We start from the raw sequence: 24,233 nt of genomic DNA, 5'->3' as shown, positions 1-24,233 counted from the left end.
CCGGCGCGAGGAACAGTCTGGGCACGGCGGCCGGCGTGGGCCAGGGGTGGCGGTGGAACGGATCCGCACGCGGCGGTGAAATCCTCGCCAACGCGGGTCGGGCGGCCCGGCCCGGTCCGGGCCGCCCGACCCGGCCGGTCAGCAGCCGATCCGGCTCGGTCCGACCGCGACGTCGTCGAACCAGAGGGTGTCGGCCCCCTCGCCGTAGCTCTCCCAGCCCAGCCGCAGGTCGGTGAGCTGCGGACGCCACGTGCGGTTGAGCCACTGCCCGTCGATGTCGTGGGTCGGGGTGCCGTCCACGGTCAGGCCGGTGACCGCCGTGCCGTCGACCCAGGTGTTCAGCCGGCCCTGCGCGCCGTCGACCATGAACTCGACGCAGGACCAGCGGTTGGTGGCCAGCGGCAGGCTCAGCGCCACCCCGGACGGGCTCTGCTCCGGCAGCGTCGCGTCGTCGGAGGCCCGGTTCCACTGCAGCGCGCCGTTCTGGCCGCCCATCCGCAGGTCCTTGCCGCCGTCGGCGGAGTCGGCCATGGCCAGGAACGTGACGTGCGAGGTGGGCAGGGCGGTGGTGTGCCGCACCCAGAGCCGGGCGTACCGGACCGCGCCGAGGGTGCTCAGGCCCCGGGTGGTCCGGGCGAACACGTGGTTGCAGTAGCCGACCGTGCCGTTGATGCGCAGGGAGCGGCTGCCGCTGTGCGTCGTGGCGGTGTCGATCGCCGCCGTACCGGTGCCGGAGCAGTCGGGGTTGACCACCGTCCAGTCGCCCGACGGCACCGAGCCGGTCTGGTTCTCGAATCCGTCGCAGAGCACGGCCGTGCCGCAGCCGGCGGGCGGCGGGGTGGTGGGCGGCGGCGTCGTGGGCGGCGGGGTGGTCGGGGGCGGCGTGGTCGGGGGCGGCGTGGTGGGCGGCGGCGTCGTCGGGGGCGGGGTGGTCGGCGGCGCGGTCGTCGTCGGGGGCGGGGTCGCGCCGTTGCACGGTACGCCGTTGAGCGCGAACCCGGTCGGCCCGGCCGTGTTCGCGCCGACGGTGCCCTGGACGCCGAACTCGGTCGAGCCGCCCGCCGGCACCGAGGCGTTCCAGGCGACGTTGCGGGCGGTCACCGTGGCACCGGACTGGCTGACCTCGGCACTCCAGCCGTTGGTGATCCGCTGGTCGCCGCCCCACGTCCAGGTGACGGTCCAGCCGTTGACGGCGGTGTCGCCGGGACTGATCCGGATGTTGGCGGTGAAGCCGCCGGTCCACTGGTTGGGCACGTAGTCGATCCGGCAGCCGGCGGCGGCCGTCGCGGGGGCGGTGGGCAGGCCGACGCCGGCCAGGGCGGCGGCCAGGACCGCCCCGGCGGCGACGATCGGGGTGAGACGGGCGCGGGAGATCCTCATCGGGTTCCTTCCGAGGGTGTGCCACCGCACGGGCGCGGCCGACGGGGGCACGGGGAACTGCGGGAACGCTCGCATGGCGACGCGACCGGCGACGCGACGCGGATGCCCGGCTCCGGGCGGACCATCAGCCGTCGGGCCGGTCGGCGATCGACGGCACGGCGGCGCCCGACGACCAATCTAGTGATGTTCGCCGATGGATAGCAAGGCGACGGGCCGCGCCGCGAGCGCGTCCGGAGTGGCGGGCGGCCACGCCCCGGCCCGGGTCGTGCCCCACGCCGGGATCGACCCGCCCTCCGATCCATTCCCGCCAACCTGTTCATTCCCGTCACCCGGATACGCCAACGACGCCCCGCTTTCTCCCTCATGGCGTATCCCTGGCGGGCACGGTAGTGTCGGGGCCCGCCTTGGGTAGGGGGCCCTGTGGACAACGCACCAGTCGATCGCCGTCGGATTCGTCGCGGAAGAATCGCCACGTCCCTGGCGTTCCTGCTGTTCGGCACAGCGCTGGGAGTATGGACCGCGCGGATTCCGGCGGTAAAGGAGAAGCTCGGGCTCAGTGACGGCCGGTTGAGCTTCGCGCTCCTGGCCTTCGCGGCGGGCTGCATCGTCGGCATGGCGTTGCTCGGTCGACTCACCGACCGTTTCGGCAGCACCCGCGTGCTCATCCCCTCGGCGATCCTGGAAGGGCTGCTGCTCGTCCTTCCCGGATACAGCGGCACCCTGGTGGTGTTGTGCGTCGCCCTGTTCCTCTTCGGCGCGACGCACGGGACGCTCAACATCGCGATGAACGCCAATGCCCTTGAGGTCCAGCGGGCCTGGGGCAAACCGATCATGTCGTCGTTCCACGCCATCTACAGCATCGGCGGTTTCCTCGGGGCGATCGTGGGCAGCTTCTTCGCGCGCAGCGGGGCCAGCGTCGGCACCACCTTCCTCACCGTCGGCGCGGGGGTGCTGGTGCTGGCCGTCTGGGCGGCGCTGTGGGTGCTGCCCGCGACGAGCACCCCGGAGGCCGCCGCCGGCTCACCGGACACCGGGCAGGGGCCCTCCCGCCGGTCCCTGCTGCTGGTCTTCTTCGGCGTGCTGGTGCTGTGCACGCTCGTCGGCGAGGGCGCGGCGGCCGACTGGAGCGCCGTCTACCTGCGGGACAACCTGGAGACCAGCCCCGGCTTCGCCGCGTACGGCTTCGCCGCGTTCTCGATCATGATGACGGTGGGCCGGCTCTTCGGCGACCGGCTGGTGCGCGCCCTGGGGCCCGTCACCCTGGTGCGGTTCAGCGGCGCGCTCGCGGCGTGCGGCCTCGGCGCGGCCCTGCTGGTGCACCATCCGGTCGCCGGCGTCGTCGGGTTCGGGCTGCTGGGCGCCGGCCTGTCGTGCATCGCCCCGCAGGTCTACTCCGCCGCCGGAAACCAGGACCCGAGCCGCGCCGGCCGGGCCCTGTCGACCGTGGTCAGCATCGGCTATCTGGGATTCCTGTTCGGGCCTATTCTCATCGGCGCCGCGGCGACCGTGGTGGGATTGCCGTCGGCGTTGTGGATTCCCGTGGTGCTCGCAGTTTTCGTCGCGGCGGGCGCCACCGCGATGCGGGCACCGAGCCGCTCCGGCGAAAAGCAGGACAATGCCCCGGTCCCGTCAGCGGGGGTCGAGCGCTGACGGTTGTCCGCCGGGGACGGATGTCACCTGGAAGGAACCGCGCTTGCACATCATCGAATGCCATTTCGAGTGCACCGGATTCGACGACTCTCTGGTGCAGGCGGGCACCTCCGTCTACCTGTGGAATCTGGTCCGTCAGTTCCGCGACCGAGGGCACCGGGTCACCGCGTTGACCGCGGCGCACGGGCTGATCCCACTCCTGCGGCGTGACCACGACGTCGTCGAGACGGATTGGCGGTCCACCGGCGAGATAACCATTCCGGTCGACCCCGACAGATGGCCGGGGCACCCCGACGGCGTCACGGTGGACGGATCCGCACGCGCCTATCGGATGACCGTCGAGGGAATCGACGTGGTCCTGCTCAGCAACGAGATTCTCGACAGCCACACCGACACCCTGCACCCACCGGCGGGCGCCGAGGGGACCGACCCGACGTTCCTGAAACCGCTGGTGTTCCAGGTCCTCGCCGCCCGCTTCCTCTCCGGCCAGGAAACCGCGCAGACCGTCGTGCACCTGCACGAGCCCGTCCTGCACCACCTGCTGCCCGCGGCGCTGTCGGCGTACGGCTTCCCCGTCGTGTCGACCGTGCAGACGAACCTGCCGGTCAACACCAAGGTCTACGCGCCGCAGGCCCGGGCCCTGCTGCGCGACCTCGGCGCCGACCCCACGGTCGTCGACGGGCTCGCGGATCCACCCCTGGACTCGCCGCTGCACCGGGCCATGCGGGCGTTCCTGCCGCAGACCCTCCTCTACCGCGACCAGCCGCAGCGGCCGGGGCACGACTACGTCAGCGCGCTGGCCCTGGTGGCCCGCTCGGCGGACGCGGTGGACTTCCTCTCCGAGGGGCAGCTCGAACACGCCCTCACCCAGGCCGAGACGCCGTTCGCCCAGCTCTTCGCCGAGCTGGCCGTCCGCCGCGAGCTGTGGTCGCGGGCGGACCGGCTGACGGTCGGCGGGTGCGCCATCGGCGACGAGTGGCTGGACGTGGCGCGCGGCGACGAGCGGCGGCGGACCCTGACCGCGCTCGGCCTCGACCCGGCGCTGCCGACCGTCTACCACAACGGGCGGTACTCGGTGGAGCACAAGGGGCTGCGGGAGCTGTTCCGGGGGGTGCGGCGGCTGCTGGACGAGGGCGAGCGCTTCAACCTGCTGCTGCACTGCCTGGCCCCGCACCCGCCGCAGGACCCCGACCTCGCCGCGCTGGCCGCCGACCACCCCGGGCAGGTCCGGATCCGCACCGGGCCGATGCCGCCCGCGGAGCTGATGGACTGGGCGGCCTCCAGCGACCTGTGCGTGTTCCCGGCGAAGTTCGAGATGGACACCTTCCTGATGGCGATGGGCGAGGCCATGGCCAGCGGCGCCGTGCCGGTCGCCACGGCGCAACGGGGCATGCGCCACTTCCGGCACTCCTTCGACCTGGACGCGCCGACGGCGACGGGCCTCGCCCTGCCCCGCTCCTTCCGGGTCGCCGACCCGGACCTGACCGACGCGGTGCACGACGGCCTGGCCCGCATGCTGGCGCTGGTCCGCGCCGGGTCGCCGCTGGTGGACACGCTCCGCTCGCGGGCCGTGGCGACCGCCCGGGAGTTCACCTGGTCCCGGGCCGCCGACCGGTTCCTCGCCGTGTTCGCCGCGTGCGTGGCGGGCACGTGGCCCGGCGGGCGGTCGGGCCCCGCGACCCTGTCGCCGCCGCCCGCCCCCGGCGACGACGGCGGCGCCGGCACGGCGGTCGCCGGCCCGGACGGGGTCGCGGTGCGCTGGGCCCACCCCGAGGCGGTCCGGGTGGAGCTGGTGTGTCCGGGCGACCCCGTCGAGGTGATCGCGCTGGCCCGGCAGGACGACGGGTCGTTCGCCGGCACCGGCCCGGCGACCGCGGGCCCGGTGGCCGTGCTGGTCACCTGCCGCGACGGCCGCTGCGTGTGGGCCGGCGCCCCGGTCGCGGCCACGACCGGCTGACACCCGGCCGGGGGCGGGGCCCGCGCCCCGCCCCCGGCCGTCGGTGGCGCGTCAGTCGGCGAGGGTGAGGGTGACCCCCACCTTCTCCAGGATCGACTCGCCGGCGACGACCGGCGCCATGCCCGCGCCGCCGCCGGCGGGCGCGGGCAGCGGGCGTACCTCGGCGTCCGGGTCCGCCTCGAAGAAGAAGACCAGCGACACCAGCTCCTCGTCGGGGTCGCTGGCCGGGGGCGCCAGGACGCGGTGGCGCAGCGCCCGCCACCGGCCGTCGGTCCAGAGGTTCATCATGTCGCCCAGGTTCACCACCAGCGTGCCGGGCACGAACGGGGGCTTGAACCAGCCGTCCTCGGCGTTCCACGCCTCCAGCCCGCCGACGCCCTGTTGCCGGTCGAGGAAGGTGATGGTGCCGAAGTCGGCGTGCGGCCCGACCCGCATCTGGCCCTCCTCCAGCCGCCCCACCGCCGTCAGGGGCGGGTACCAGTTGACGTTCTGCGTCCACGTCGCCCGCTGGGAGCGGGAGGTGAAGTGGTCGGCCGGGACGCCGAGGGTGACGGCGAGGACCTCCAGGACCTCCAGCGCGAGCCGGTTGAGGTGGCCGGTGTACTCGGTGGCGACCTCGCGCAGCTCCGGCAGCTCCGCCGGCCACTTGTTGTCCGGATAGTAGAGCCAGTCGAACTTCGCGTCCCCGGTGCGGTGGGTGGGGCCCATGTGGTACGCCTCGTGCAGGTCGGGGGCGCTGGCCATGCCGTCCACCGCGCTGGCCTGCAGCGCGCCGAGGCCCCGCCACCCGTTGTCGTAAGGGCGGCTGACCGCGTACCGGCGCTTCTGCTCCGGGGTCAGCCGCATGAACGCATGCCCGACGGCGCGCATCCGCGCGGTCAGGTCGGCCGGCACGCCGTGGCCGGCGAGGAGGAACATGCCGGTCTGCCGGAGCGCGGCGTCCAGCTCGGCCGAGGTCCGGGCGCGCTCGTCCGGGCCCGCCGCCCGCCAGCGCGGCAGGTCGAGGGTGGGAATCGCGGTCGTCATGTGCTGCTCGCCTCTCACTCGGTGATGCCGGTCATGACCTGGGTCGCGAGCCGCACCTCGCCGCTGTAGGAAGCGGGTGCGTCGCCGTCGACGAAGCGCTTCGGGTCGCCGATCGGCGTCTCGGCCCGCCAGGTCAGCGCGGGGATGTGGGCGTTGATGAGCTCGCCGTCGGCGCGCAGCAGCGCCGACGACGGGTGGTACATGTGCAGCAGTGGGTCGTCGTAGGAGTCGAACGCCGAGTTGGTGTCCATGCGGTAGCTGAAGTCGTTGTCCTCGCCGCCCCAGCCCTCGAACCGTTCGTCCATGCCGTCGATGCGCAGGAACGCCGACGTGCGCACCCAGACGCAGCAGCCGGGCGGGCGGCGCAGCACGAAGGCCCGCAGCCGGTCCGGGTCGACCTGGGCGCTGCCCTGGGCCAGCCGCTGCTCGATGGCGTGGGCGGTGGACTCGGCGTCGAGGCACCACATGTCGCGGTAGCTGAGGTGGCCCATGGTGCCGGGACGGTTGAACCTGCGCGCGTTGCGGGCGACGAAGTCGCGGTCGGCCAGCACGTCCGCGTCGAGGATGCACACCACCTCGGGGTCGCAGGGGGCGTTGACGACGCCGACGTTGACCGCCCACGACTTGTTGAACAGGCCGTCCTTGTGCACCCACAGGTAGTCGTCGGCGTACGGCTCGATCACCTGCTGCGAGCGCGGCTCGGTGTCGGCCTCGACGACGAGGACGCGGTACTCGTCGCGCGGGGCGGACTGGTCGCGCAGCGAGGCGAGGCAGGCGAGCAGGTTACGCAGCCGGGTCCGGTCGGGCGTCCGGTCCCGGAACGGGACGACGACGAGGATCTGGGCCCGTGCCGGGTCGCCGGGCGGGGGCCCCGGCGGGAGCGCACGCAGCTCCTCGAAGGACGCCCAGCACCGCACCGGCCGGGTGCCGTACAACGCGCCGAGGTGGCTGCCGAGGCGGCAGTTGGACTCGGCCCGCCAGCCGTGGGCGAACAGCGCGGCCACCGTGTCCGACGGTGGCGCGGCGGCCAGCGCGGTCAGGGCCCGGTGCAGGGCGGCGTACGCCTGGGGGTTGCGGGTGTCGGCGAGCAGGGCCTCGGCGAGCCGGCGGACCTCGGCGTCGTCGACGTCGCGCACCGCGTCCACCACGGCCTGAGTGTAGGGGCGTCCGCGTTCCCAGTAGAAGATGCTGGACTCGGGTGCCTGCGGGTCGGCGGCGACGACGAGGCTGTCCGCGACGGCCGACGCGAGGGTCTGCGGATGCGACGGTTGGACGAGGGACATCGTCAACTCCCCGGGTAGTGGCCGAAGGTCGGGCCGGTCGGCGGGCCCCCGCCGCCAGCGCCCCGGCGTGGGCGCGCGGCGTCGATCCCGGCGGCGCGGGTCACCGGTCCGTCCAGCTCAGGGCGCCGGCCGGGGCCCGCCGGGCCGCAGTGGTCCGCTCGTAGGGCAGCGCGCCGTCGGGCATCCGGACGACCTCGACGTGCAGGCCGATCGGGCTGCGCACGTAGACCCACCGGTCGCCGGCGATCGGCCCGTCGTCGATGGTCTCGGGCGCGCCCAGGACGGTGAACCCGGGACGGGCCGCGAGGTGGCGCGCGGCGGCGTCGACGTCGCGCACGTGGATGGCGAGGTGCCGGCCGCCGACGTCGCAGTTGCGCGGTGGCGGGGCGGCCCGGTCGGTGTGGGCGAAGGTCCGCAGTTCCACGTTGTCGGTGGGGCCCATCCGCAGGGCGGCGACCTCCACCGGACCGTCGGGGTCGGCCTCGACGCCCCGGTGCAGCAGCTCGCCGCCGAGCGCGTCGGCGAACACGGTGAGCGCCTCGTCCAGGTCGGCGACGGTGTAGCCGATGTGGTCCACCCCGCGCAGCCCGGTGATCGGCGGCGGACCGGGCGGGCGGGCGCCCCGGTTGGTCCAGGGCCCGTCCGGGCGGTGCCGGGCCGCCGGGGCGGGTGGCCCGTGCGGCGCGGGCTCCGGCGGCGACCGCAGCTCGAACGCCAGCCCCCACGGCGTACGGAAGCGGGCGCGGCACGCCCCGGCGAGCGGTGACCGCCCCCCGGCGGCCGGGCCGGGGTCCTGCGGGGTGAGTCCGCTGAGCCGACCGACGGCGGCGGTGGCCTCGGCGACGTCGGCCACGAGGAAGCCGAGGTGCTGGTGGCCGGGGTCGTGGCGCTGCGGCGGCGCGGTGACCTGCCCGGCCACGGCGTACTGGAAGAGTTCGAGGTTGGTGGTGGGGCCGAGACGGATCAAGGCGATCTCCGCCGTGGCCCGGGGCGGCACGTCGAGGTGTTCGCTCATCCAGTCGTCGGTGCGGGCCAGCGGCGGCAGGCGGTAGACGACCTCGCCGCCGAGGACGTCGACGGCGAACGCGGTGGCCGCGTCGAGGTCGGCGACCGTGAGCGCCACGTGGTCGACCCGCTGCGCGCCGGGTATGCCGGGGCCGGTCATCGGTATCTCCCGTCGAGCAGGGTGAGCGCCGCCAGGGAGACGGCGTCGGTGAAGCTGCCGTCGGCGACGAGCTGCCGCAGCTCGGCGTGGGTCACGAACCGGTGCACCAGGTCGCTCTCGCTGGCCTCCCGCGCGGGCGGCCCGGCGACCAGGTCGGTGGCGAGGAAGATGTGGCAGCCCTGGCTGGCGTAGCCGTAGGCCACGTGGACCCGGCCGAGGTGGCGCATCGTGCCGGCGGTCAGGCCGGTCTCCTCGCGCAGTTCGGCGGCGGCCAGTTCCTCGGCGCCGCGCCCGCCGGCCGGTTCGGACCACGAGCCCTGCGGGAACTCCCAGTACCGGCCGCCGACCGGGTAGCGGTACTGCTCGACGAGGTGGAATCCGCCCGGCTCGGCGGGGACGACGAGGGCGAAGTCCGGCTTGTCGACCACGCCGTAGACGCCACGGGACCCGTCGGGGCGTTCCACGGCGTCCTCGCGCACCGTCATCCAGGCGTTGCGGTAGACGGTGCGACCGGTGATCCGGCGGGTCACCGGGCCGTTCGCGGCGCTCACCGCGCCGCCCGCACGCCGTCGGCGACCAACAGCCGGGCGGCCTCGCGGACGCCCCGGACGGGCACGCCGGCGGTGGCGGGCAGCCGGGACAGCAGGGTGCTGGTCAGGCAGGTGTTCTCCGGCCGTCCCGCGTAGCGTCCGGCGGCGCGCGGCTCGGCGACGACGAGCCCCGGGTCGACGCCGAGTTCCGCGGCGATGAGCAGCGCCCAGTCGGCGCGCGAGATCCGGTCCGGTCCGCCGAGGTGCAGCAGCGGGACGTCGCGGGCGGTCAGCACGGCGGCGGTCACCGCGGCGACGTCGTCGACCAGCACCGGGGTGGTCCACTGATCGTGGGGGACGGCCACCGGTTCCCCGGCGAGCAGGCGGTGCGCGCAGGCCGCGAAGAAGTTGAGCCACTTGGCGCTGTCCGCCGGCTCCCAGCCGTAGACGAGGCTGACCCGCAGCACGGTCGCGGCGGCGTGCCCGGCGAACACCTGTTCCGCGGCGAGCTTGGCCCGGCCGTAGGCGTTCGGCGGGGCCGTCGGCGTCGCCTCGGCGCAGTCGGGCCGGCTGCCGTCGAAGACGTTGTCGGTCGAGATGAGCACCAGGCGGCAGTCGCCGGCGGCGGCGAGCATGTTGCGGGCCGCCGTCTCGTGGCCGGCCATCGCCTCGGCCGGGTGCCGGTCGCACCAGGTCACGTCGGACGGCCCGTGGACCAGCACGACCTGCTCGGCGGCGGTGTCGGCGAGCGCGCGGGCGCAGGAGGCCGGGCGCGTCACGTCCAGCGGGGTCCACGGCGCCGCCGCGTGCGGCGGCGGCCGCCTCGACGCGAGGACGGGTCGCTCGCCCGCGCGGGCGAGCCGGTCGGCCACCGCCCTGCCGACGAACCCGCTACCGACGATCAACGTACGCATGCGCGGCCTCCGCTGCGAGTCGGGGATCCGCGCCGGCCGCGGCGAGCATCCGGCCGACACCGATCAGGCTGTGGTCGTCGTCGGCCGCGCCCAGCGTGAGCATCGCGCGTACCTGGGTCGGGGTCAGGCCGAAACAGCCCAGCTCGGTGAGCTCGTCGCCGAGGATGTCCACGAACGGCTGCCCCACGGCCACCGCGAAGCCGCCGATGAAGATGAACCGGCGGATGCCGATGGAGGAGAAGACGCTCGCCACCGCCAGCGCGAGCGGCCGGAGCGCGGCGCGCAGGACGTCGACGGCGAAGCTGTCCCCGCCCCGCACCGCGAGGGCCACGGCCTCGTTCGTGATGCCCTCCGGGCGGCCCGCCGACGACGCCGCCAGCCCGGAGACGCCGAACTCGCCGGGCCGCTGCCGGGCGGCGACCCGCACGGCCCGCAGGATGCCGCGTCCGGAGGCGATGCCGCCGAGGTGCCCGCGCCCGCCGCAGTCGCACGGCGGCCCGGTGCCGCTCCAGTCGACCCGCCAGTGGCCGAGTTCGCCGCCGAAGCCGGCGTCGTCGACCAGCACCTCGCCCCGGCGGAAGACCTTGCTACCGACGCCCGAGCTGACGGTGAACAGGCAGAAGGCGTCGTCTGCGGCGCGGGCGTAGCGCCACGCCGCCGCCGTGATGTCGTTGACGGTCAGCACCGGGACCCCGAGCCGCGCGCCGAGGTGGGCGTTCAGCGCCACGGACCCGCCGCCCTCGCCCCAGATGGTGGGGGCGGCGAGGGCGACTCCGTCGGCGGTGGTCGGCCCGGCGAACGACAGGCCCACCGCCCGGCTGCCGGCGGCCTCCGACCTGACCAGGTACGCGGCGAGTTCCGTGGTGAGCTGGCCCAGGACCCGCTGCTGGAGTTCGGCCACGGGCGCGCCGGGATGGCGGGCCAACCCTTCGGTCGCGACGCGGCGCACCCCCCGTACGACGGGATCGCCCGCCGTCACGTGCCCGATTCGCAGGGTCGTCCCGCCGATGTCGGCGACGACGAACGTGTCGTCCCGGTCGGTCATCGGTGGGCCTCGGCGACGGCGTCGCCTCCGGCGGCGCACTGCGCGACGGTGCCGTCCTCCAGGACGATCGCCCCGTCGATCCGGGCGCCGGCCGCCACCGCCGCCCCCGGCAGCAGCACGCTGTCGTGCACCACCGCGCCCGCGCCCACCCGGGCCCCGGGGTAGACGACGCTGTGCGTGATCTGGCCGTGGTTGACCAGGTCAGCCGGGACCAGCGAGCGGCGGATCCCCGGCGCTTCATCGACCATCCGCCGCGCGACCTCCGGCCGCACGGTGGCGGGCAGGTCGGCGAGGGGGATCGACGGCGGCTGCCGAAGCAGCGAGCGGTGCGCCAGGTGGTAGCGGTCGACGGTGCCGATGTCCTCCCAGTAGCCGGGCACCCGGTGGCCGCGGATGAGCTCCCCGCCGGCCAGCATGGCGGGGATCACGTCGCGGCTGATGTCGTGCTGCCAGGCGGTGCCGGCGAGCTGTTCCAGGTAGCGGCGCAGGATCCGGGCGTCGAACAGGCAGAACGCCGCGAACACCAGGTCGCTCGTGGGGTCGGCGGGTTTCTCGACGAACGCGGTGAGGCGGCCGGCGTCGTCGAACTCGACCATGCCGAACAGGTGCACGAAGCGGCGTTCGATCCGCTGGTACGCGACCGTCAGCGCGGCCTTCGACGCCCGGTGCTCCCGCAGCATGTCCCGGTAGTCGAAGCGGTAGACGTGGTCGGCGTGCAGCACCAGGACGTCGCGGGGCGCGCCGCCGAAGACCCAGCGTTCCTTGCTGATCAGGGCGTCGGCGGTGCCCCGCTCGGCGGGCCAGGTCCGCTCCGGCAACGCGCCGGGGACGGTCCCGGGCGGGACGCTGCGGTACGCCTCGTCGTAGGGCCCGAAGTGGACGCGGAACCCCGGCGTCCGGTTCCAGACCCGGTGCAGGTCGTCCATCAGCATGCGTTCCTCGTACTGCGACAGCAGCAGCACCTCGTCGAGGCCGGAGTCGCAGGCGTTGCGCAGGCTGAAGTCGATGAGCCGGCTCGTCCCGCCGAACGGGATCAGCGGCTTGAGCCGGCCGACGCCCAGCGGGCCCATGCGCTCCCCCCGGCCACCGGCCAGCAGCACCGCGCGTACGCCGTTCATCCGTTGCTCCCCTGCGTCGGCGCGGACGGGGCCGCCGCCATCGACGTCCAGTTGGGTTCCAGGCGGGCCAGGGCCGCGGCCAGCTCCGCGGGGGTCACGTCGTCGACGAAGCGGGCCTGGCCGATGCCGGCCGTGAGGGGGATGAGCTGCCGGCCGTCGCGGTGGCGCACGGTGTCGGCCAACGCCTCGGTGAGCAGCTCGGTGGAGCAGACCGGGTGCCAGGTCGGGAGGCCGAGTTCGCCCATGACCAGGCGCGCGCGGCTCAGGTCCTCGGCGGAGAGCAGGCCCCGGTGGTGGGCGAGCACGAGCGACAGCGCCATGTCCACGGCGACGGCCTCGCCGTGCAGCAGCTCCGGCAGCGCCCGCATCTCGATCACCGGCGAGAACGAGTGCCCGTAGTCGACGACCCGTTCGAGCTGGTGTTCCCAGAGGTTCGGCTGCAGCTCCTGCAGCATGCCGCCGATCGCGAGGCGGATCACGGCCAGCGCCGCCGCGCCGCCGTCGGCGCTGCCGGCGGACTGCATCCGCTCGGCGATGATGCGGGCGCCGTGGACGGCGAGGAGCTCGAACAGGCGGCGGTCCTTGATCAGCGCCATCTTGAGCACCTCGGCGAGCCCGTTGCGCAGGTGCCGCACGGGCAGCGTGACCAGGAAACCCGGGTCGATCAGCGTGGTCGCGGAGGGGTGGTACGTGCCGAGCCGGTTCTTGTGGTCGCTGAAGTTCACGCCGGTCTTCGAGCCGATCCCGGCGTCGACCATGCCGATGAGGGTGGTCGGCACCCGCACGTACGGCGTCGAGCGGCGGTAGAGGCTGGCGGCGAGCCCGACGATGTCGGTGAGCACTCCCCCGCCCACCGCGATGACGGGCTCGCGGCGGCGGGCCACGCCGAACGCGTCCATGGCCGACACCACGCGGAACACCGACGTCATCGTCTTGCGGCGCTCGTCGGCCTCGACGACGCACAGCTCGTAGGTCACCCGGTGCGCCTCCAGGTATGCCCTGATGCGTTCGCCGAACAGGACGTCCACCTGGGAGTCCAGCACGACCAGGCGGCGGCGGCCGGGGCCGTCCCCCGTGCTCGCGGCCGTCACCATCAGGTCGGAGGCCGGGTCGAGCAGCCCCCGGCAGAGGCGCACCTCGTAGCTCACGGCCTGGGAGGCGTCGACCCGCCACCCCGGGTCCCCGTCGTGGCCCAGGGTCGACAGCCCGTTGCCGGTGGCGGCCTGTCCTGCGGATACCGGCGTCGTCGATTCGATGAGTCCCTCCTCCGTCGTCACTGCGGTTGCCCTGGGGTCACCGGCGGAGTCACTGGGGTCAGCAGCTCGATGGCGACGCTGGACGGGTCGAGGGCCGGCGTGGTCGACATGGCCGGTCGGGCCTTCTCGAACCGCTTCATGGTGGCCGCGATGTCGTCGGTTTCGACCTCGTAGATCGCGACGTACCGCCGGCGTTCGCCCGCGGTCTCCGGGAGGACGAAACGCCGCGCCCCGACGAAACCGGGAACGGCGAGAACCTCGGCGAGATGAACGTCGTCGTACCAGTGGTTGAACTCGTTCTCACAACCATGGAACGGACTGGTGTGGATCAGCAGCAGGTGACGATTGTTCACGGCCATCGCGCATTACTCCAGCTATGACGAGGATGGCGGTTACGTGGCCTGGATCGCCGGGATCGGCAGCAATATCCATCAATGCAGACATGGACCATAACCGATCGCCCTGCACGCGGCAATGCCCTGCGAAAAGGATCTAGCCGGCATCGTCAGTGCATCGTGTTCCTACACCTGACCAGCAAAGTCATTCTAAAATATTGACACCTGGCTATTGGTCCTGAATCATGCACCACCATGGATCATTCCCGAGTGCGTCGACCGAATGTGGTCGGTCTCGCCGCGTTCGCGGCAGCGACAACCATCCTGGCAATGGGAATCGCATCTCCGGCAACTGCTGCGGGACAGGTGCGGGGAACCGGAGATCCGGGTGCCATCGACGGCAGTTACCTCGTCGTGTTCGACGACCGGGTCGCCGCCGACAATCGCGCGGACATCGCCGCCCTGACCGGACGGCTGGCCGCGAAGTACGACGTCGGGGTGGAACACACCTACGGGCACGCGCTGCACGGTTTCGCCGGCACGATGAGCCGCGGCGCGGCCCGACGCCTGGCGGCCGAGTCCGGCGTGTCGTACGTCCAGCAGAACCGCGCGGTGCGGGCCCTGGACACCCAGCCCAGCCCGCCGTCGTGGGGCCTGGACCGGATCGACCAGCGCGACCTGCCGCTGGACGGCAGCTACTCGTACCCGACGACGGCGTCCACCGTGCGCGCGTACGTGATCGACACCGGCATCCGGACCACCCACACCACCTTCGGCGGCAGGGCCACCTGGGGCACCAACACCACCGGCGACGGCCTCGACTCGGACTGCTCCACCAACGGCCACGGCACCCACGTCGCGGGCACCATCGGCGGCTCCCAGTACGGCGTGGCCAAGGCGGTCTCCCTGGTCGCGGTCAAGGTGCTCAACTGCGGCGGCAGCGGCACCCTGGCCGGCGTCACCGCCGGCGTCGACTGGGTGACCGGCCACCACGCCGCCGGCGTGCCGGCTGTGGCCAACATGAGCCTCGGCGCCAGCGGCGCGCAGGGCGCCCTCGAGGACGCCGTGCGCAACTCGATCGCCGACGGCATCGTCTACGCCATCGCCTCCGGCAACAGCAACCTCGACGCGTGCAACTACTCCCCCGCCCGGGTCGCCGAGGCGATCACCGTCAACGCCAGCACCACGGCCGACGCCCGCGCGTCGTTCTCGAACTGGGGCACCTGCACCGACATCTTCGCCCCCGGCGACGGCATCGTCTCGGCGTCCAACGGCAGCGACACCGCCACCGCCACGCTCAGCGGGACCTCGATGGCCACCCCGCACGTCGCGGGCGCCGCCGCGCTGGTCCTCGCCGGCAACCCCGGCCTGACCCCGGCCCAGGTCGCCAGCGCCCTCTTCGACGCCTCGACCCCCGGCAAGATCACCAACCCGGGCACGGGCTCGCCGAACCGCCTGCTCTACACCGGCTCCGCGCCGCCCTCCCCCGGCACCGCCACGCTCACCCGGTACTACGGGGCCGGCGACCACGTCAGCTCCACCACCCACCCCGGCGGCAGCTACCAGGCCGAGGGCCCGCTCGGCAAGGTGCACACCAGCGCCGTCGCCGGCACGCACGCCCTCTACCAGTGCCAGGTGGGCAGCGACAGGTTCACCTCCCTGTCCGCCGGCTGCGAGGGGAAGACCTTCCTCGGGGTGATCGGCTACGCCTACGACGCGCCGCCGGCCGCCCCCAGCCAGGTCTTCTACCGGTGCCGGGTGCGCAGCAACGGGGAGCACTTCGACTCGCCGGACGCGAACTGCGAGGGGCAGATCGCCGAGGGGTCGCACGGCTACCTGCTCCTCTGAGCCGCCCGCCCCACCCGCCCGCCCCTTGACCGACGGGCGGGGCGCGACCCGGTCCCGTGGCCGCGCCCCGCCCGTCCCACCTGACCCCACCGCCCCACGCCGCGTCGGGAGGACGCATGAGACGACTGCTCGCCGTTCTGGCCGCGCTCATCGTGCTGCCGTTCACCCCCGTCCTGCCCACCGCGTACGCCCACGCCGACGGCTGGTCCGGGCCGCAGTCGACGATCGTCAACCGCAACGGCCGCAAGGTGATCCAGTTGTGCGACCAGGGCGGTGGCTGCCGGACGACCACGCCGTTCTTCATGGCGCTCAACACGCAGAGCACCCCGATCGGGCAGAACAACTGGTCGTACTTCAACTACCAGGCCCAACTGGCCGCGGCGAACACGGCCGCGCCGGAGATGAACGTCGCACCCATGCTCCAGGTGCACCTCAACAACACCAGCGACGCGTTCATCGACCAGTTGGCCGGCCGGCTCAACCAGCTCAACCCCCGGCCGTACCTGATGGTCCGCATGTACCTACAGGACGCGCCGCCCGGCGCCGAGCCCATGCGGATGAAGGACCTCCAGGGCAACGTCCGCGACGACACGAACGGCGCGGGCCACCCGTGGACGTTCAGCGAGGCGTGGCTGGCCTACCAGGAACAGCAGATCAGCCGGGTGCTGACGCGGATGGACGCCCAGTATCCCGGCCGGGTCATGGCGGTGCTGATCGCCTACGAGAACGGCGGCGAGTGGTTCTACCGGCCGTACGGCTACGACGACACCACCAACAAGATGCTGGACTGGGGCAGCCCGAACCTCTGCGCCACCGGCCCGGACGGCGTGCGGGTCTGCCAGCTCTACCCCTGGACCAACGACGCGGGCACCCGGCCCGGCCCGCGCGGACGGCACTCGTTCTACCTGGACGACTACTCCGCCAGCGCCGAGGCCGGCTTCTGCGCCTGGAGCGCGCTGCCGGCGAGCCTGGTCCCGGGCTGCCGGTCGGCCACCCCCACCGAACGCAACAATGCCGTCCCCGGCCAGTCTCCGCCGACCTCGGGGGCCGCACGCGGCACCGTGCTGGACCCGGCCGACGTCAACTCGCTGCGGGCCGCCAAATACCAGCAGTACCTGTCGTCGCGCAACGTCGCCGCCATCACCCGCCTGCTGGCCAGGGCCAAGCAGGCCACCGGCAACCGCATCCTCACCGCCGTCTTCTACGGCTACCTCTACGGCCTGCGCGCCGAACTGGGCATGAGCGGGAGCAACGACCTGGCGACGCTGGTCGACAGCCCGTCCGTGGACATCATCGGCGTGCCCTACTCGTACGGCGACAGCCGCAGCCTCGGCAACGGCTTCGTCCAGCAGGGGCCGCCGGACACCATGCGGCTGGCCAACAAGCTGTGGCTTGACGAGGACGACACGCGTACGCTGCTGGCCTGCGCGCCGACGAACTGCCAGCCCGTCCCGTTCCAGACCGCGACGAACCTGTGGGACAGCATCCGCCTGCTGCGCCGCGACCTGACGACCGCCGCGATCGGCGGCCGGGCCCTCCACTTCCTCGACCTGCAGGGCGTCGGCTGGTTCGGCGACCCGGCGCGCGCCGGCGACTCGGAGGCCATGTGGGCGAACCTCCAGTCGGTGTTCCGGGCCGCCGACAAGATCCAGCACGGCGGGGCGAACGCCTACCAGCCCCAGGTCGCGGTGTTCGTCGACGACGTGTCGGCCAACTACCAGCCCGCCCTGACCCCCGCCGGGGAGAACTCGTACGCCTTCGCCAGCGACCAGCTCTCCAACCTGGTGGACGACCTGACCCGGCTGGGCACACCCGTGCGGCACTACCTGCTCAGCGACCTGACCAAGGGCAACCTCGACCTGAGCGCGATCAAGCTCGCGGTCCTGCCGAACGCCTACGCGGTCTCCCCGACGGTGCGCACGGCGATCGACACCAGGCTGAAGACCCCCGGCCGCACCGTGCTGTCGCTGTACGCCGCCGGGTACGTGCAGGGCGACCAGGCCGCCTCCACCGCCTCGATGGCCGCGCTCACCGGCATCACGGTCGCCAAGGGCACCGGCACCCCCAACCTGGGGCAGAACTACTCGTTCGTCGGGCAGAGCGGCGGGCCGGCGTACCCGCTGACGCCGTGGTTCACCGTCACCGACGCGGGCGCGACGACGCTCGGCACGTACCAGGCGGGCGGGGTCTCCCTGGCCCGCAAGTCCATCCCCGTCGCGGGCGGAAGCTGGACGTCGGTGTACGCCGCCGCGCCCAAGCTGCCCCTGGCCGCGCTGCGCAGGATCAGCGAGGACGCGGGCGTGCACCACTTCGCGCCGGCCGGCGACGCGGTGGAGGCCGCCGGCAACACGCTGATGGTGCACGCCGGCACCACCGGCACGAGGACCGTCCGGCTGCCGCAGGCCATGCCCCGGGTGTACGAGACCGCCCTGTACCCGAGTGACGTCGAGCTGTGCCGCAACTGCTCGCAGCTGGCGAACCTGCCGTTCAACGCGGGCGACACCCGGGTGTTCCGCTGGACTACGCCCCCGCGCGGCAACTTCGAGCTGCTCACCGGCTCCACCGTGGAGGGCTGGGCCGTCGACCCGGACCAGCCGGGGACCTCCTCGACGGTCGCCGTCTACCGGGGCGGGCCGGCGGGCGTGGGAACGCACCTGGGCGACTTCCCGACCGCGACCAACCGGCCGGACGTGAACGCCTACTTCGGCATCAGCGGAGTGCACGGGTTCCGGTTCACGCTCTCCGGGTGCACACCGGGCACCCAGCTCCACGTCTACGCCCTCGACCCGGAGGGCGGCACCGGCGACGGCAGCACCTACCTGGGGGCACGCCCCTGCACGTGAGGCGAACCGGGCGCGGCTGCGATCACATCGGGCCTCCGGGCGGGGCGCGTCGCGAAGTCGGCCGGCTGCTCGGAGAACACGACGGCCTTGCCTTGGCCCACGGCCCAGCCCCACTTCGACGCAGACGCTCACAGGCCCAACGTGGGTGGGCGGTGGTTCGCCACCTATGGCCAACGCCGAACGACTGAGTCCTCGTAGACGACATAGAACCCGGGTGGCCCCTCAGTCCCGTATCGCCAGATCCTGTCGCGGTGGCGCTCGAAGCGCTCGGCACGCTTTGCCGGCGACAACTCGGCGCTGCTCAGGCAGTGGATGGTAAGCCCCGAGGCAGCCAGACGGTCGAGGACCGGAAGCTGGTTGCGGATGCGCTTGTCCTGGGTCAGCATCGTCCAGCCCTGCTTCAGGCCATACTCGATCCACTCGTCGTCGCCGGTGAACTGGCCATCGGCAGGAAATACATCGGTCACCAGGTGCAGGGGCCAGCCCGCCTCGATCAGCGTCCGAGGCGTGGTCTTACCCAAGCAACGATCGACGAAGAACTCAGGCAGCGACTCGAACGACGGCTTCGACCTCGTCAACGGTCAGCCCGTACTCGTCAGCAACAGTTTCGGACGACTCACCAGCACGCCACATCCCCACAACCGCCTCGACCGGGACCTTGTTGCGTGCGACGACAGGAGCACCCCAACCGAATCGCGGATCGATGACCACCTGGGCAGTGTCGGGATACTGACGCAGCCGCAGCCGGGCGGGATACGCGTCGGAGGGCTCCCAGACGATGTAGTTCAGGTAGTCCGAAATCACTTCGCGGATGGGCATCTGCCGGTCACCGGCACGCGCAAGCTCGTCGGTGTCCACGTAGTGGACGAACACGTCGATGCCATCCGTGGCGATCCTTCGGTCCGCCAGGCCGTACGGGTTGCCGAAGACGTTGCGAATCTCGGCTGCCGCGTCCCTGATCTTGTCCTTCCCGAGCTTCAGCTCACGAAGGGACCGCAGGACGTACGCCTCGATCACGGCGACGAACGGCACCGAGGGCCATCCGCGCTTGACGGGCGGCACCGTGTGCACCAGGGGCGCTCCGGCTGCCTTCTCCGCCAACCACGAGTGCATGGTGCTGCGGGGTATGCCCAGATAGCGGGCGGTGTCAGACGGCGTCAGAAGCGCGTCCTGAACCTTGTCGATCAATTGCGCCTCCCTCCGTCGCACAGACCCCAGCATCGCATCGCACCCAACGATTTACACGACCCGTTTAGGTATCGCTACTCCGTGTCGCAGTCAAGGCTCCCGCATCCAGGTCTTCGGGTCGGTGACGAAGATGCCCTTCCCCTGGTGTCGCCGGATGACGCGCAGCGCCTCCAGTCGCACGTAGACCATCTGGATGGTGGACGTGCCGACCTTGTTGTCTGCCGCCATCTGCGCGATCGATGGCAGCTTGTCCTCGGGCTTGAGCTTGCGCGCCTTGACGGCAGCAACGATGTCGTCGGCGATACGGATGTAGTCGGGTGTCGTAGGCATGGCGCTCCTTGCGTGGCTCGCCAATTCGATCACGAAGCGCCCAGAAACGACAACAGCCAGTGGTTGACTTAAACGGCTAAGCCGTTAGTGTTGGTGCCGGGCCGCTCCTCGCGTGGCAACGAGATCGGCTCTCTCCCTGGTCGGGGCGGGTGTGCACGCCCGCCCCGGCCCATCGCACGGCCCTCGCCCGCCCCCCTGCCCCGGAAAGGACCGTCGTGGCCCACGTGTATCGAGGCGGCCGGCTCTACGGAACGGGCCGGCCCGACCGGCTGACCCCGCACGAGGTGCGTACCTGGGCGTTCGACCCGCGTCGGCGGGGCGTCGACGCCGACCAGGTGCGCGAGTTCCAGACCCGGCTGGCCGACGAGCTGGCCGGGCTGCACGAGGACGTGCGGCTGCTGACCCAGGAGAACGACCGGCTGAAACGGGCGCTGCGCGACTGGCAGGTCATACACGCCCGGGAGTGCGTCCCGCCGGACGACGCCCGGCCCAACCGGGGTCACTGGTAGCGGTGCGCCCGGCCCCCGGTGACCTGCTGACCGTCGACGGCCGAGCCTCGGTGCAGTTCGCCGGGGACCGGGCCGTCACCTTCCGCGTCGTGTCGGTGCCCGACCTGCCGACCTACCACGGCTGGATCTGGCTCGCCGGCTACGTCCTCGACCAGCGCGGCCTGGCCACCGCCAAGCGCGAGATCTACGTCCAGCTCGCCGGGCTCCGGCCTGCGGCCCCGGCGACGGCGGCCGTCCCGCGTGGCTCGTCGTCACGCCCCGCGTAGCGGTCCGCGTCGACCCCCTCGCGAGCCGGTCGGGTCTCCGGGCGGCGGAGGTGAGAGGGCGGCGTCGGGAAAACCCGTTGGGCTGCCCGCCGCGACTCGGGCACGATCACCGCGTGGACACCTATCTGGACACCGAGCGCCTGACGCTGCGCCACTTCACCGCCGACGACGCGGACCTGCTGATCGAGCTGGACAGCGACCCGCAGGTGATGCGCTACCTCAGCGGCGGCGAACCGACCCCGCCGGAGATCGTCCGCGAGCGCTACCTGCCGAACATCCTCGCCGGCTACCAGAAGTGGAACGGCAACCTCGGGCTGTTCGCCGCGCACGAGAAGGCCGGCGGCGCGTTCGTCGGCTGGTTCATCCTGCGCCCCGCACCGCAGGGCCCGCTGGACGAGGTCGAGCTCGGCTACCGCCTGCGGCGGGCGGCCTGGGGCAACGGCTACGCCACCGAGGGCTCGCGGGCCCTGCTGGGCAAGGCGTTCACGGAACTCGGCGTGCGCAGGGTCTGGGCGGAGACGATGACCGTCAACCGGGCCTCGCGCAACATCATGGAGAAGCTCGGCATGACGCTCACGGAGACCACCCCCGTCCCCGACGACATGGCGATGATCGAGGGCGCCGAGCACGGCGGCGTGCTCTACGAGATCACCAACGAGCAGTGGGCGCGGCGGTAGCCACGCTCACCCCTGCGCGGTGCACGGCCGGCGGTCGGGTGGCGGGGTGCCGTACAGCTTGTTCTCCGCCGGGTCGATCGGGTACCGGTCGATCTCCCTCGGCACGTCCGACGGCGAGTCGAACGCCCTGCGGATGTTGGGCACGCAGAGCAACGTGAGCCGCTTGCCGACCGCGATGCCGTTGGCGTCGAACCGGATCAGCCCGGTCACCCCCCGGTACGCGGGGTCGGCGACGTCGCGGATGGTGACGTACACCGTCGTGGGGGTGACCTCCCGGGGGTTCCACTCGCGGCCGGCGGGGGCGGAGAGGTTGCCGGCGATGGTGCGCACCGCCCGCAGGTGCAGCCGGGTCGCGTCGTAGGCCAGCCCGACCCGCTCCCCGATGGGCGAGTTGGACTGGCACAGCGACAGCACCGTCCGCACGTCGGTGAGGAAGAGCTTGCGCTCGATGTCGGTCGCCCCGATGACCCGGTTGCAGTAGGCCAGCTCGCCCTTGACCACGTACGCCAAAGGCAGGTTGTCCGGCGCGGGCCGGCGGGCGGCGGTGTTCGCCAGGTAGCGGTTGACCGAGTCGTCGCCGATGAGCAGCGGCACCCGGCCGCTGCAGTTCTCGGCCAGCCGGGCGGCGAACGCGCCGAACTCGGTGTAGCGCCCGCCGAAGAAGACCACGCCGTCGCCGAAGCGGTCGGCGCAGACCGGGGTCAGGTCGACCCCCTGCCGCCAGTACGTCTCCTGGTAGGCGTCGCCGCCGAAGCGGGACCGCAGCCCGTCGCGCAGCGTGTTGACGTACAGGTCGCCGCGCGCGCCCTCGTCCGGGTCGACGTTGCCGTACGTGTAGAAGTTGAAGATCCGCTTCTTCTTCAGCACCTCGGTGACGTGGTCGTGCACGAGGGTCGCCTCGTCGATGTTCGGCGCGGAGATCTGCAGGTAGCGGCTGGAGGCGTCGGCGATCCGGTCGGCCGACAGGGTCGGCGCGAGGACGGGCAGATTGAGGTCGCCCAGCGCCTTGATCGCGTCCTGCACCGCCTTGCGGCTCTCCACCAGCCCGACCACGCCGAGCACCGTCGGCTCGTCGCGGGCCAGGTCGGCCAGCATCCGCACCACGTCGGCGGCGTACCGCATCTCCTGGCCCGCGTTGGCGACCACGATCCGCAGGTACGGGTTGGCCCGGTCGTCGTTGGCCTCCAGGTACGCGCGGCGCTGCGCCGCCGCCATGCCCTGCAACTCCTCCCGCTCCCCGGCGAACGTCTCCTCCCCGGGCAGCGCGTCGGGCTTGGTCAGCGACCCGAAGTAGACCAGGGTGACCCGGGGCCGGTCCCGGCGGACGGCCCACGCCGCCTCGACCTCCCGGTTCTGGTCGAAGATCTGCCGCTGCACGGCGAGCAGGGACGCGTCGCGGCTGAAGAGCTGCCGCCCGTTGTCGCTGTAGCCGATGCACTGGCCGTCGCGGACCGCCGTGTGCACCAGCCCACCCGTGGCCGACGGCGGCCACTCGCAGTCCGCCCGCCACCGCTGCACCTGCCCGGGGATCTGCCACACGCCGAAGGTGGTCAGCACGACCGCGACGAGCGCCACGAGGGCGACCGGCCGGGCCAGCCACGGCGGGCGGGGCGGCACGATCCGGGACAGCCGGTTGCGGAACGGGGTGAGGTCGGCCGCAGGGACCTCCACCTGGAGATACCAGGCGTTGTCCTCCCGCGCCCGCCGGGCCCGCGCCAGGCCGCTGCGCCACGCCCGGTACGCCCCCTCCACCCCGTCCAGCGGCACGAGCTGGCCGGCGACGGCCGGGTCGGTGGGCGACAGCCCGTCCGGCGGCACGTCGTGGCCGTTCGCGATGACCAGCAGGGGATCCGAGCGGCCCGTCTCGTCGCGCACCGCGTTGATGAGCCTGACCAGGGCGTACCCGCCGTTGCCCGGGGCGAGGCCGTCGAGCAGGAGCACCGGGCAGGAGGTGCGCCGCCACGGCTTGAGCCGCCACGGCCGGCGGCGGTACTCCACGCGCAGGTCCTGCAGGAACGCGTGCACGAGCAGCAGGTCGATCTGCTCCTGGTCCTCCGTCTGGCGGGACGGGACGGTGAGCCGGCTGGCGAACGCGACGAAGTCGCCGGCCGCGAGCTCGGGGGCGAGATACTGCTGGCGCAGGAACCAGCGGAACCGGCGGCCCGCCCCGAACAGCCAGCCCTTGGTCAGCAGCCAGAACATCAGGCGGGGCAGGACCCGCAGGGTGAACCACAGCAGCACCCCGAGCCAACCGCCCGGGTCCGGCGGGGCCTGCTGCCCGTCCGAGGCCGCCCGCTGCGAGATCCGCTCGCGCAGTTGCCGGATCAGCTCCTGGCGTCGCCGGTTGGTCGCCACGCCGGTCAGGTTCACCTGCATGAGCCCGTCGGCCAGCGCGTAGTGGCGGAACGCCAGCCGGTCCGCGCCGCCGAAGTTCCCGGCGACGAGCCCCGTGTACGCCTCGTGCAGCAGCGCGCGCACGTCCCGGCCGGTGGCGTCGAGGCGGACGTGCGGCACCCGCCGCTCCTCTGCGGCGAACACGTGCGCCAGCATGGCCAGCGGCGACGGCGTGCCGGGCCGGGACACCAGGCACAGCAGCGGCAGCCGCCAGCCGCGCCGCGCGGGCCGCAGCACCATCGACTCGATCAGCTCCACCAGCCGGTGGAATTCGGCGTACGCCCGCCGGCCCTGCTCGGGCACCCTCTCCTCGGTCATGTCCCCCGCCCCGAAGCCGCCGAAGAATCCGCGAAATCGTCGGTCCCGCCGCCTCGCCGGAAAGGAACACCCCGTCGTGCCGCACAACGAACAGTGAAACCGGTCGCTCGATGGTAGGCGGTGATCGAGGTCCCCACCGGAACTGTCAACTTCCCGATCCCACCCGCGATCGCCCGGCCCCGCGTTCTGCCCACCCCTGGT

21 protein-coding genes are annotated in these 24,233 nt (G+C 72.9%); 7 read left to right on the top strand and 14 right to left on the bottom strand.

The genetic code is table 11. The annotated features are described in order from the left end of the window. Nucleotides 1-138 precede the first annotated feature (138 nt). Nucleotides 139-1,380, bottom strand: a complete 1,242-nt coding sequence (locus tag GA0070558_RS09045; protein ID WP_091277634.1) for a cellulose-binding domain-containing protein — start codon at nucleotides 1,378-1,380, stop codon at nucleotides 139-141. Nucleotides 1,381-1,800: 420 nt separating this feature from the next. Between GA0070558_RS09045 and GA0070558_RS09040 the strand changes: the two genes are divergently transcribed. Together GA0070558_RS09040 and GA0070558_RS09035 are read left to right on the top strand one after the other, a co-directional pair. Next, a complete protein-coding gene (locus GA0070558_RS09040) occupies nucleotides 1,801-3,030 on the top strand; it encodes an MFS transporter (protein WP_091277632.1) in 1,230 nt (409 codons plus the stop codon). Between the two features lie 43 nt (nucleotides 3,031-3,073). Then, nucleotides 3,074-4,987, top strand: a complete 1,914-nt coding sequence (locus tag GA0070558_RS09035; protein WP_141722181.1) for a glycosyltransferase — start codon at nucleotides 3,074-3,076, stop codon at nucleotides 4,985-4,987. A 51-nt stretch (nucleotides 4,988-5,038) separates the two neighbouring features. Here GA0070558_RS09035 and GA0070558_RS09030 read toward each other — a convergent pair whose 3' ends face one another. The 9 genes from GA0070558_RS09030 to GA0070558_RS08990 form a co-directional block, all read right to left on the bottom strand. After that, nucleotides 5,039-6,013, bottom strand: a complete 975-nt coding sequence (locus GA0070558_RS09030; protein WP_091277628.1) for an isopenicillin N synthase family dioxygenase — start codon at nucleotides 6,011-6,013, stop codon at nucleotides 5,039-5,041. Between the two features lie 14 nt (nucleotides 6,014-6,027). Next, nucleotides 6,028-7,296: a glycosyltransferase family 2 protein gene (locus GA0070558_RS09025; RefSeq protein WP_091277626.1), complete on the bottom strand. Its 1,269-nt coding sequence runs from the start codon at nucleotides 7,294-7,296 to the stop codon at nucleotides 6,028-6,030. Nucleotides 7,297-7,396: 100 nt separating this feature from the next. Next, complete coding sequence (locus GA0070558_RS09020) at nucleotides 7,397-8,461, bottom strand: VOC family protein (RefSeq protein ID WP_091277624.1); 1,065 nt, start codon at nucleotides 8,459-8,461, stop codon at nucleotides 7,397-7,399. Next, nucleotides 8,458-9,012: an NUDIX domain-containing protein gene (locus GA0070558_RS09015; protein ID WP_228986879.1), complete on the bottom strand. Its 555-nt coding sequence runs from the start codon at nucleotides 9,010-9,012 to the stop codon at nucleotides 8,458-8,460. The genes GA0070558_RS09020 and GA0070558_RS09015 overlap by 4 nt, the downstream gene beginning before the upstream one ends. Then, nucleotides 9,009-9,905 (bottom strand): SDR family oxidoreductase, encoded by an 897-nt coding sequence (locus GA0070558_RS09010; RefSeq protein ID WP_091277622.1) that lies wholly within the window; start codon nucleotides 9,903-9,905, stop codon nucleotides 9,009-9,011. Before GA0070558_RS09010 ends, GA0070558_RS09015 begins: the two co-directional genes overlap by 4 nt. Beyond that, the gene (locus GA0070558_RS09005) at nucleotides 9,883-10,950 is read right to left on the bottom strand and encodes an ROK family protein (RefSeq protein WP_091277825.1); all 1,068 of its coding nucleotides are present in this window, start codon (nucleotides 10,948-10,950) and stop codon (nucleotides 9,883-9,885) included. The genes GA0070558_RS09010 and GA0070558_RS09005 overlap by 23 nt, the downstream gene beginning before the upstream one ends. Next, entirely contained in the window at nucleotides 10,947-12,068 is a 1,122-nt protein-coding gene (locus GA0070558_RS09000) for a sugar phosphate nucleotidyltransferase (RefSeq protein WP_091277621.1), read from the bottom strand. The genes GA0070558_RS09005 and GA0070558_RS09000 overlap by 4 nt, the downstream gene beginning before the upstream one ends. Further along, complete coding sequence (locus tag GA0070558_RS08995; RefSeq protein WP_256091830.1) at nucleotides 12,065-13,345, bottom strand: sedoheptulose 7-phosphate cyclase; 1,281 nt, start codon at nucleotides 13,343-13,345, stop codon at nucleotides 12,065-12,067. Before GA0070558_RS08995 ends, GA0070558_RS09000 begins: the two co-directional genes overlap by 4 nt. Continuing rightward, nucleotides 13,342-13,683 carry a DUF4286 family protein gene (locus GA0070558_RS08990; RefSeq protein ID WP_091277619.1) on the bottom strand — a complete coding sequence of 114 codons (342 nt, stop codon included), beginning with the start codon at nucleotides 13,681-13,683 and terminating at the stop codon, nucleotides 13,342-13,344. The genes GA0070558_RS08995 and GA0070558_RS08990 overlap by 4 nt, the downstream gene beginning before the upstream one ends. 306 nt (nucleotides 13,684-13,989) lie before the next feature. Here GA0070558_RS08990 and GA0070558_RS08985 point away from each other — a divergent pair, with 306 nt between their 5' ends. Both GA0070558_RS08985 and GA0070558_RS08980 read left to right on the top strand, forming a co-directional pair. Continuing rightward, complete coding sequence (locus GA0070558_RS08985; RefSeq protein WP_256091829.1) at nucleotides 13,990-15,507, top strand: S8 family peptidase; 1,518 nt, start codon at nucleotides 13,990-13,992, stop codon at nucleotides 15,505-15,507. A 116-nt stretch (nucleotides 15,508-15,623) separates the two neighbouring features. Further along, nucleotides 15,624-18,350, top strand: a complete 2,727-nt coding sequence (locus GA0070558_RS08980) for a hypothetical protein (RefSeq protein WP_091277615.1) — start codon at nucleotides 15,624-15,626, stop codon at nucleotides 18,348-18,350. A gap of 164 nt (nucleotides 18,351-18,514) precedes the next feature. Here the strand turns inward: GA0070558_RS08980 and GA0070558_RS08975 are convergent, their stop codons facing one another. The 3 genes from GA0070558_RS08975 to GA0070558_RS08965 form a co-directional block, all read right to left on the bottom strand. After that, the gene (locus tag GA0070558_RS08975; protein ID WP_077937764.1) at nucleotides 18,515-18,928 is read right to left on the bottom strand and encodes a PIN-like domain-containing protein; all 414 of its coding nucleotides are present in this window, start codon (nucleotides 18,926-18,928) and stop codon (nucleotides 18,515-18,517) included. Continuing rightward, complete coding sequence (locus GA0070558_RS08970; RefSeq protein ID WP_077937769.1) at nucleotides 18,891-19,538, bottom strand: DUF433 domain-containing protein; 648 nt, start codon at nucleotides 19,536-19,538, stop codon at nucleotides 18,891-18,893. Before GA0070558_RS08970 ends, GA0070558_RS08975 begins: the two co-directional genes overlap by 38 nt. Before the next feature lie 90 nt (nucleotides 19,539-19,628). Then, nucleotides 19,629-19,868 carry a winged helix-turn-helix domain-containing protein gene (locus GA0070558_RS08965; protein WP_077937763.1) on the bottom strand — a complete coding sequence of 80 codons (240 nt, stop codon included), beginning with the start codon at nucleotides 19,866-19,868 and terminating at the stop codon, nucleotides 19,629-19,631. A gap of 215 nt (nucleotides 19,869-20,083) precedes the next feature. On the opposite strand from GA0070558_RS08965, the gene GA0070558_RS08960 reads away from it, so the two are divergent. From GA0070558_RS08960 to GA0070558_RS08950, 3 genes are all read left to right on the top strand, one after another. Then, nucleotides 20,084-20,377 carry a cell division protein DivIVA gene (locus tag GA0070558_RS08960; RefSeq protein WP_256091828.1) on the top strand — a complete coding sequence of 98 codons (294 nt, stop codon included), beginning with the start codon at nucleotides 20,084-20,086 and terminating at the stop codon, nucleotides 20,375-20,377. Nucleotides 20,378-20,379: 2 nt separating this feature from the next. After that, entirely contained in the window at nucleotides 20,380-20,643 is a 264-nt protein-coding gene (locus tag GA0070558_RS08955; protein WP_091277613.1) for a hypothetical protein, read from the top strand. Nucleotides 20,644-20,756: 113 nt separating this feature from the next. Further along, entirely contained in the window at nucleotides 20,757-21,320 is a 564-nt protein-coding gene (locus tag GA0070558_RS08950; RefSeq protein WP_091277611.1) for a GNAT family N-acetyltransferase, read from the top strand. A 6-nt stretch (nucleotides 21,321-21,326) separates the two neighbouring features. Here GA0070558_RS08950 and GA0070558_RS08945 read toward each other — a convergent pair whose 3' ends face one another. After that, complete coding sequence (locus GA0070558_RS08945; RefSeq protein WP_091277609.1) at nucleotides 21,327-24,032, bottom strand: type 1 periplasmic-binding domain-containing protein; 2,706 nt, start codon at nucleotides 24,030-24,032, stop codon at nucleotides 21,327-21,329. Between the last annotated feature and the right edge of the window lie 201 nt (nucleotides 24,033-24,233).

This window comes from Micromonospora haikouensis (assembly GCF_900091595.1).
Lineage (GTDB): Bacteria > Actinomycetota > Actinomycetes > Mycobacteriales > Micromonosporaceae > Micromonospora > Micromonospora haikouensis.
This window is presented reverse-complemented; position numbering and strand designations above follow the sequence as displayed.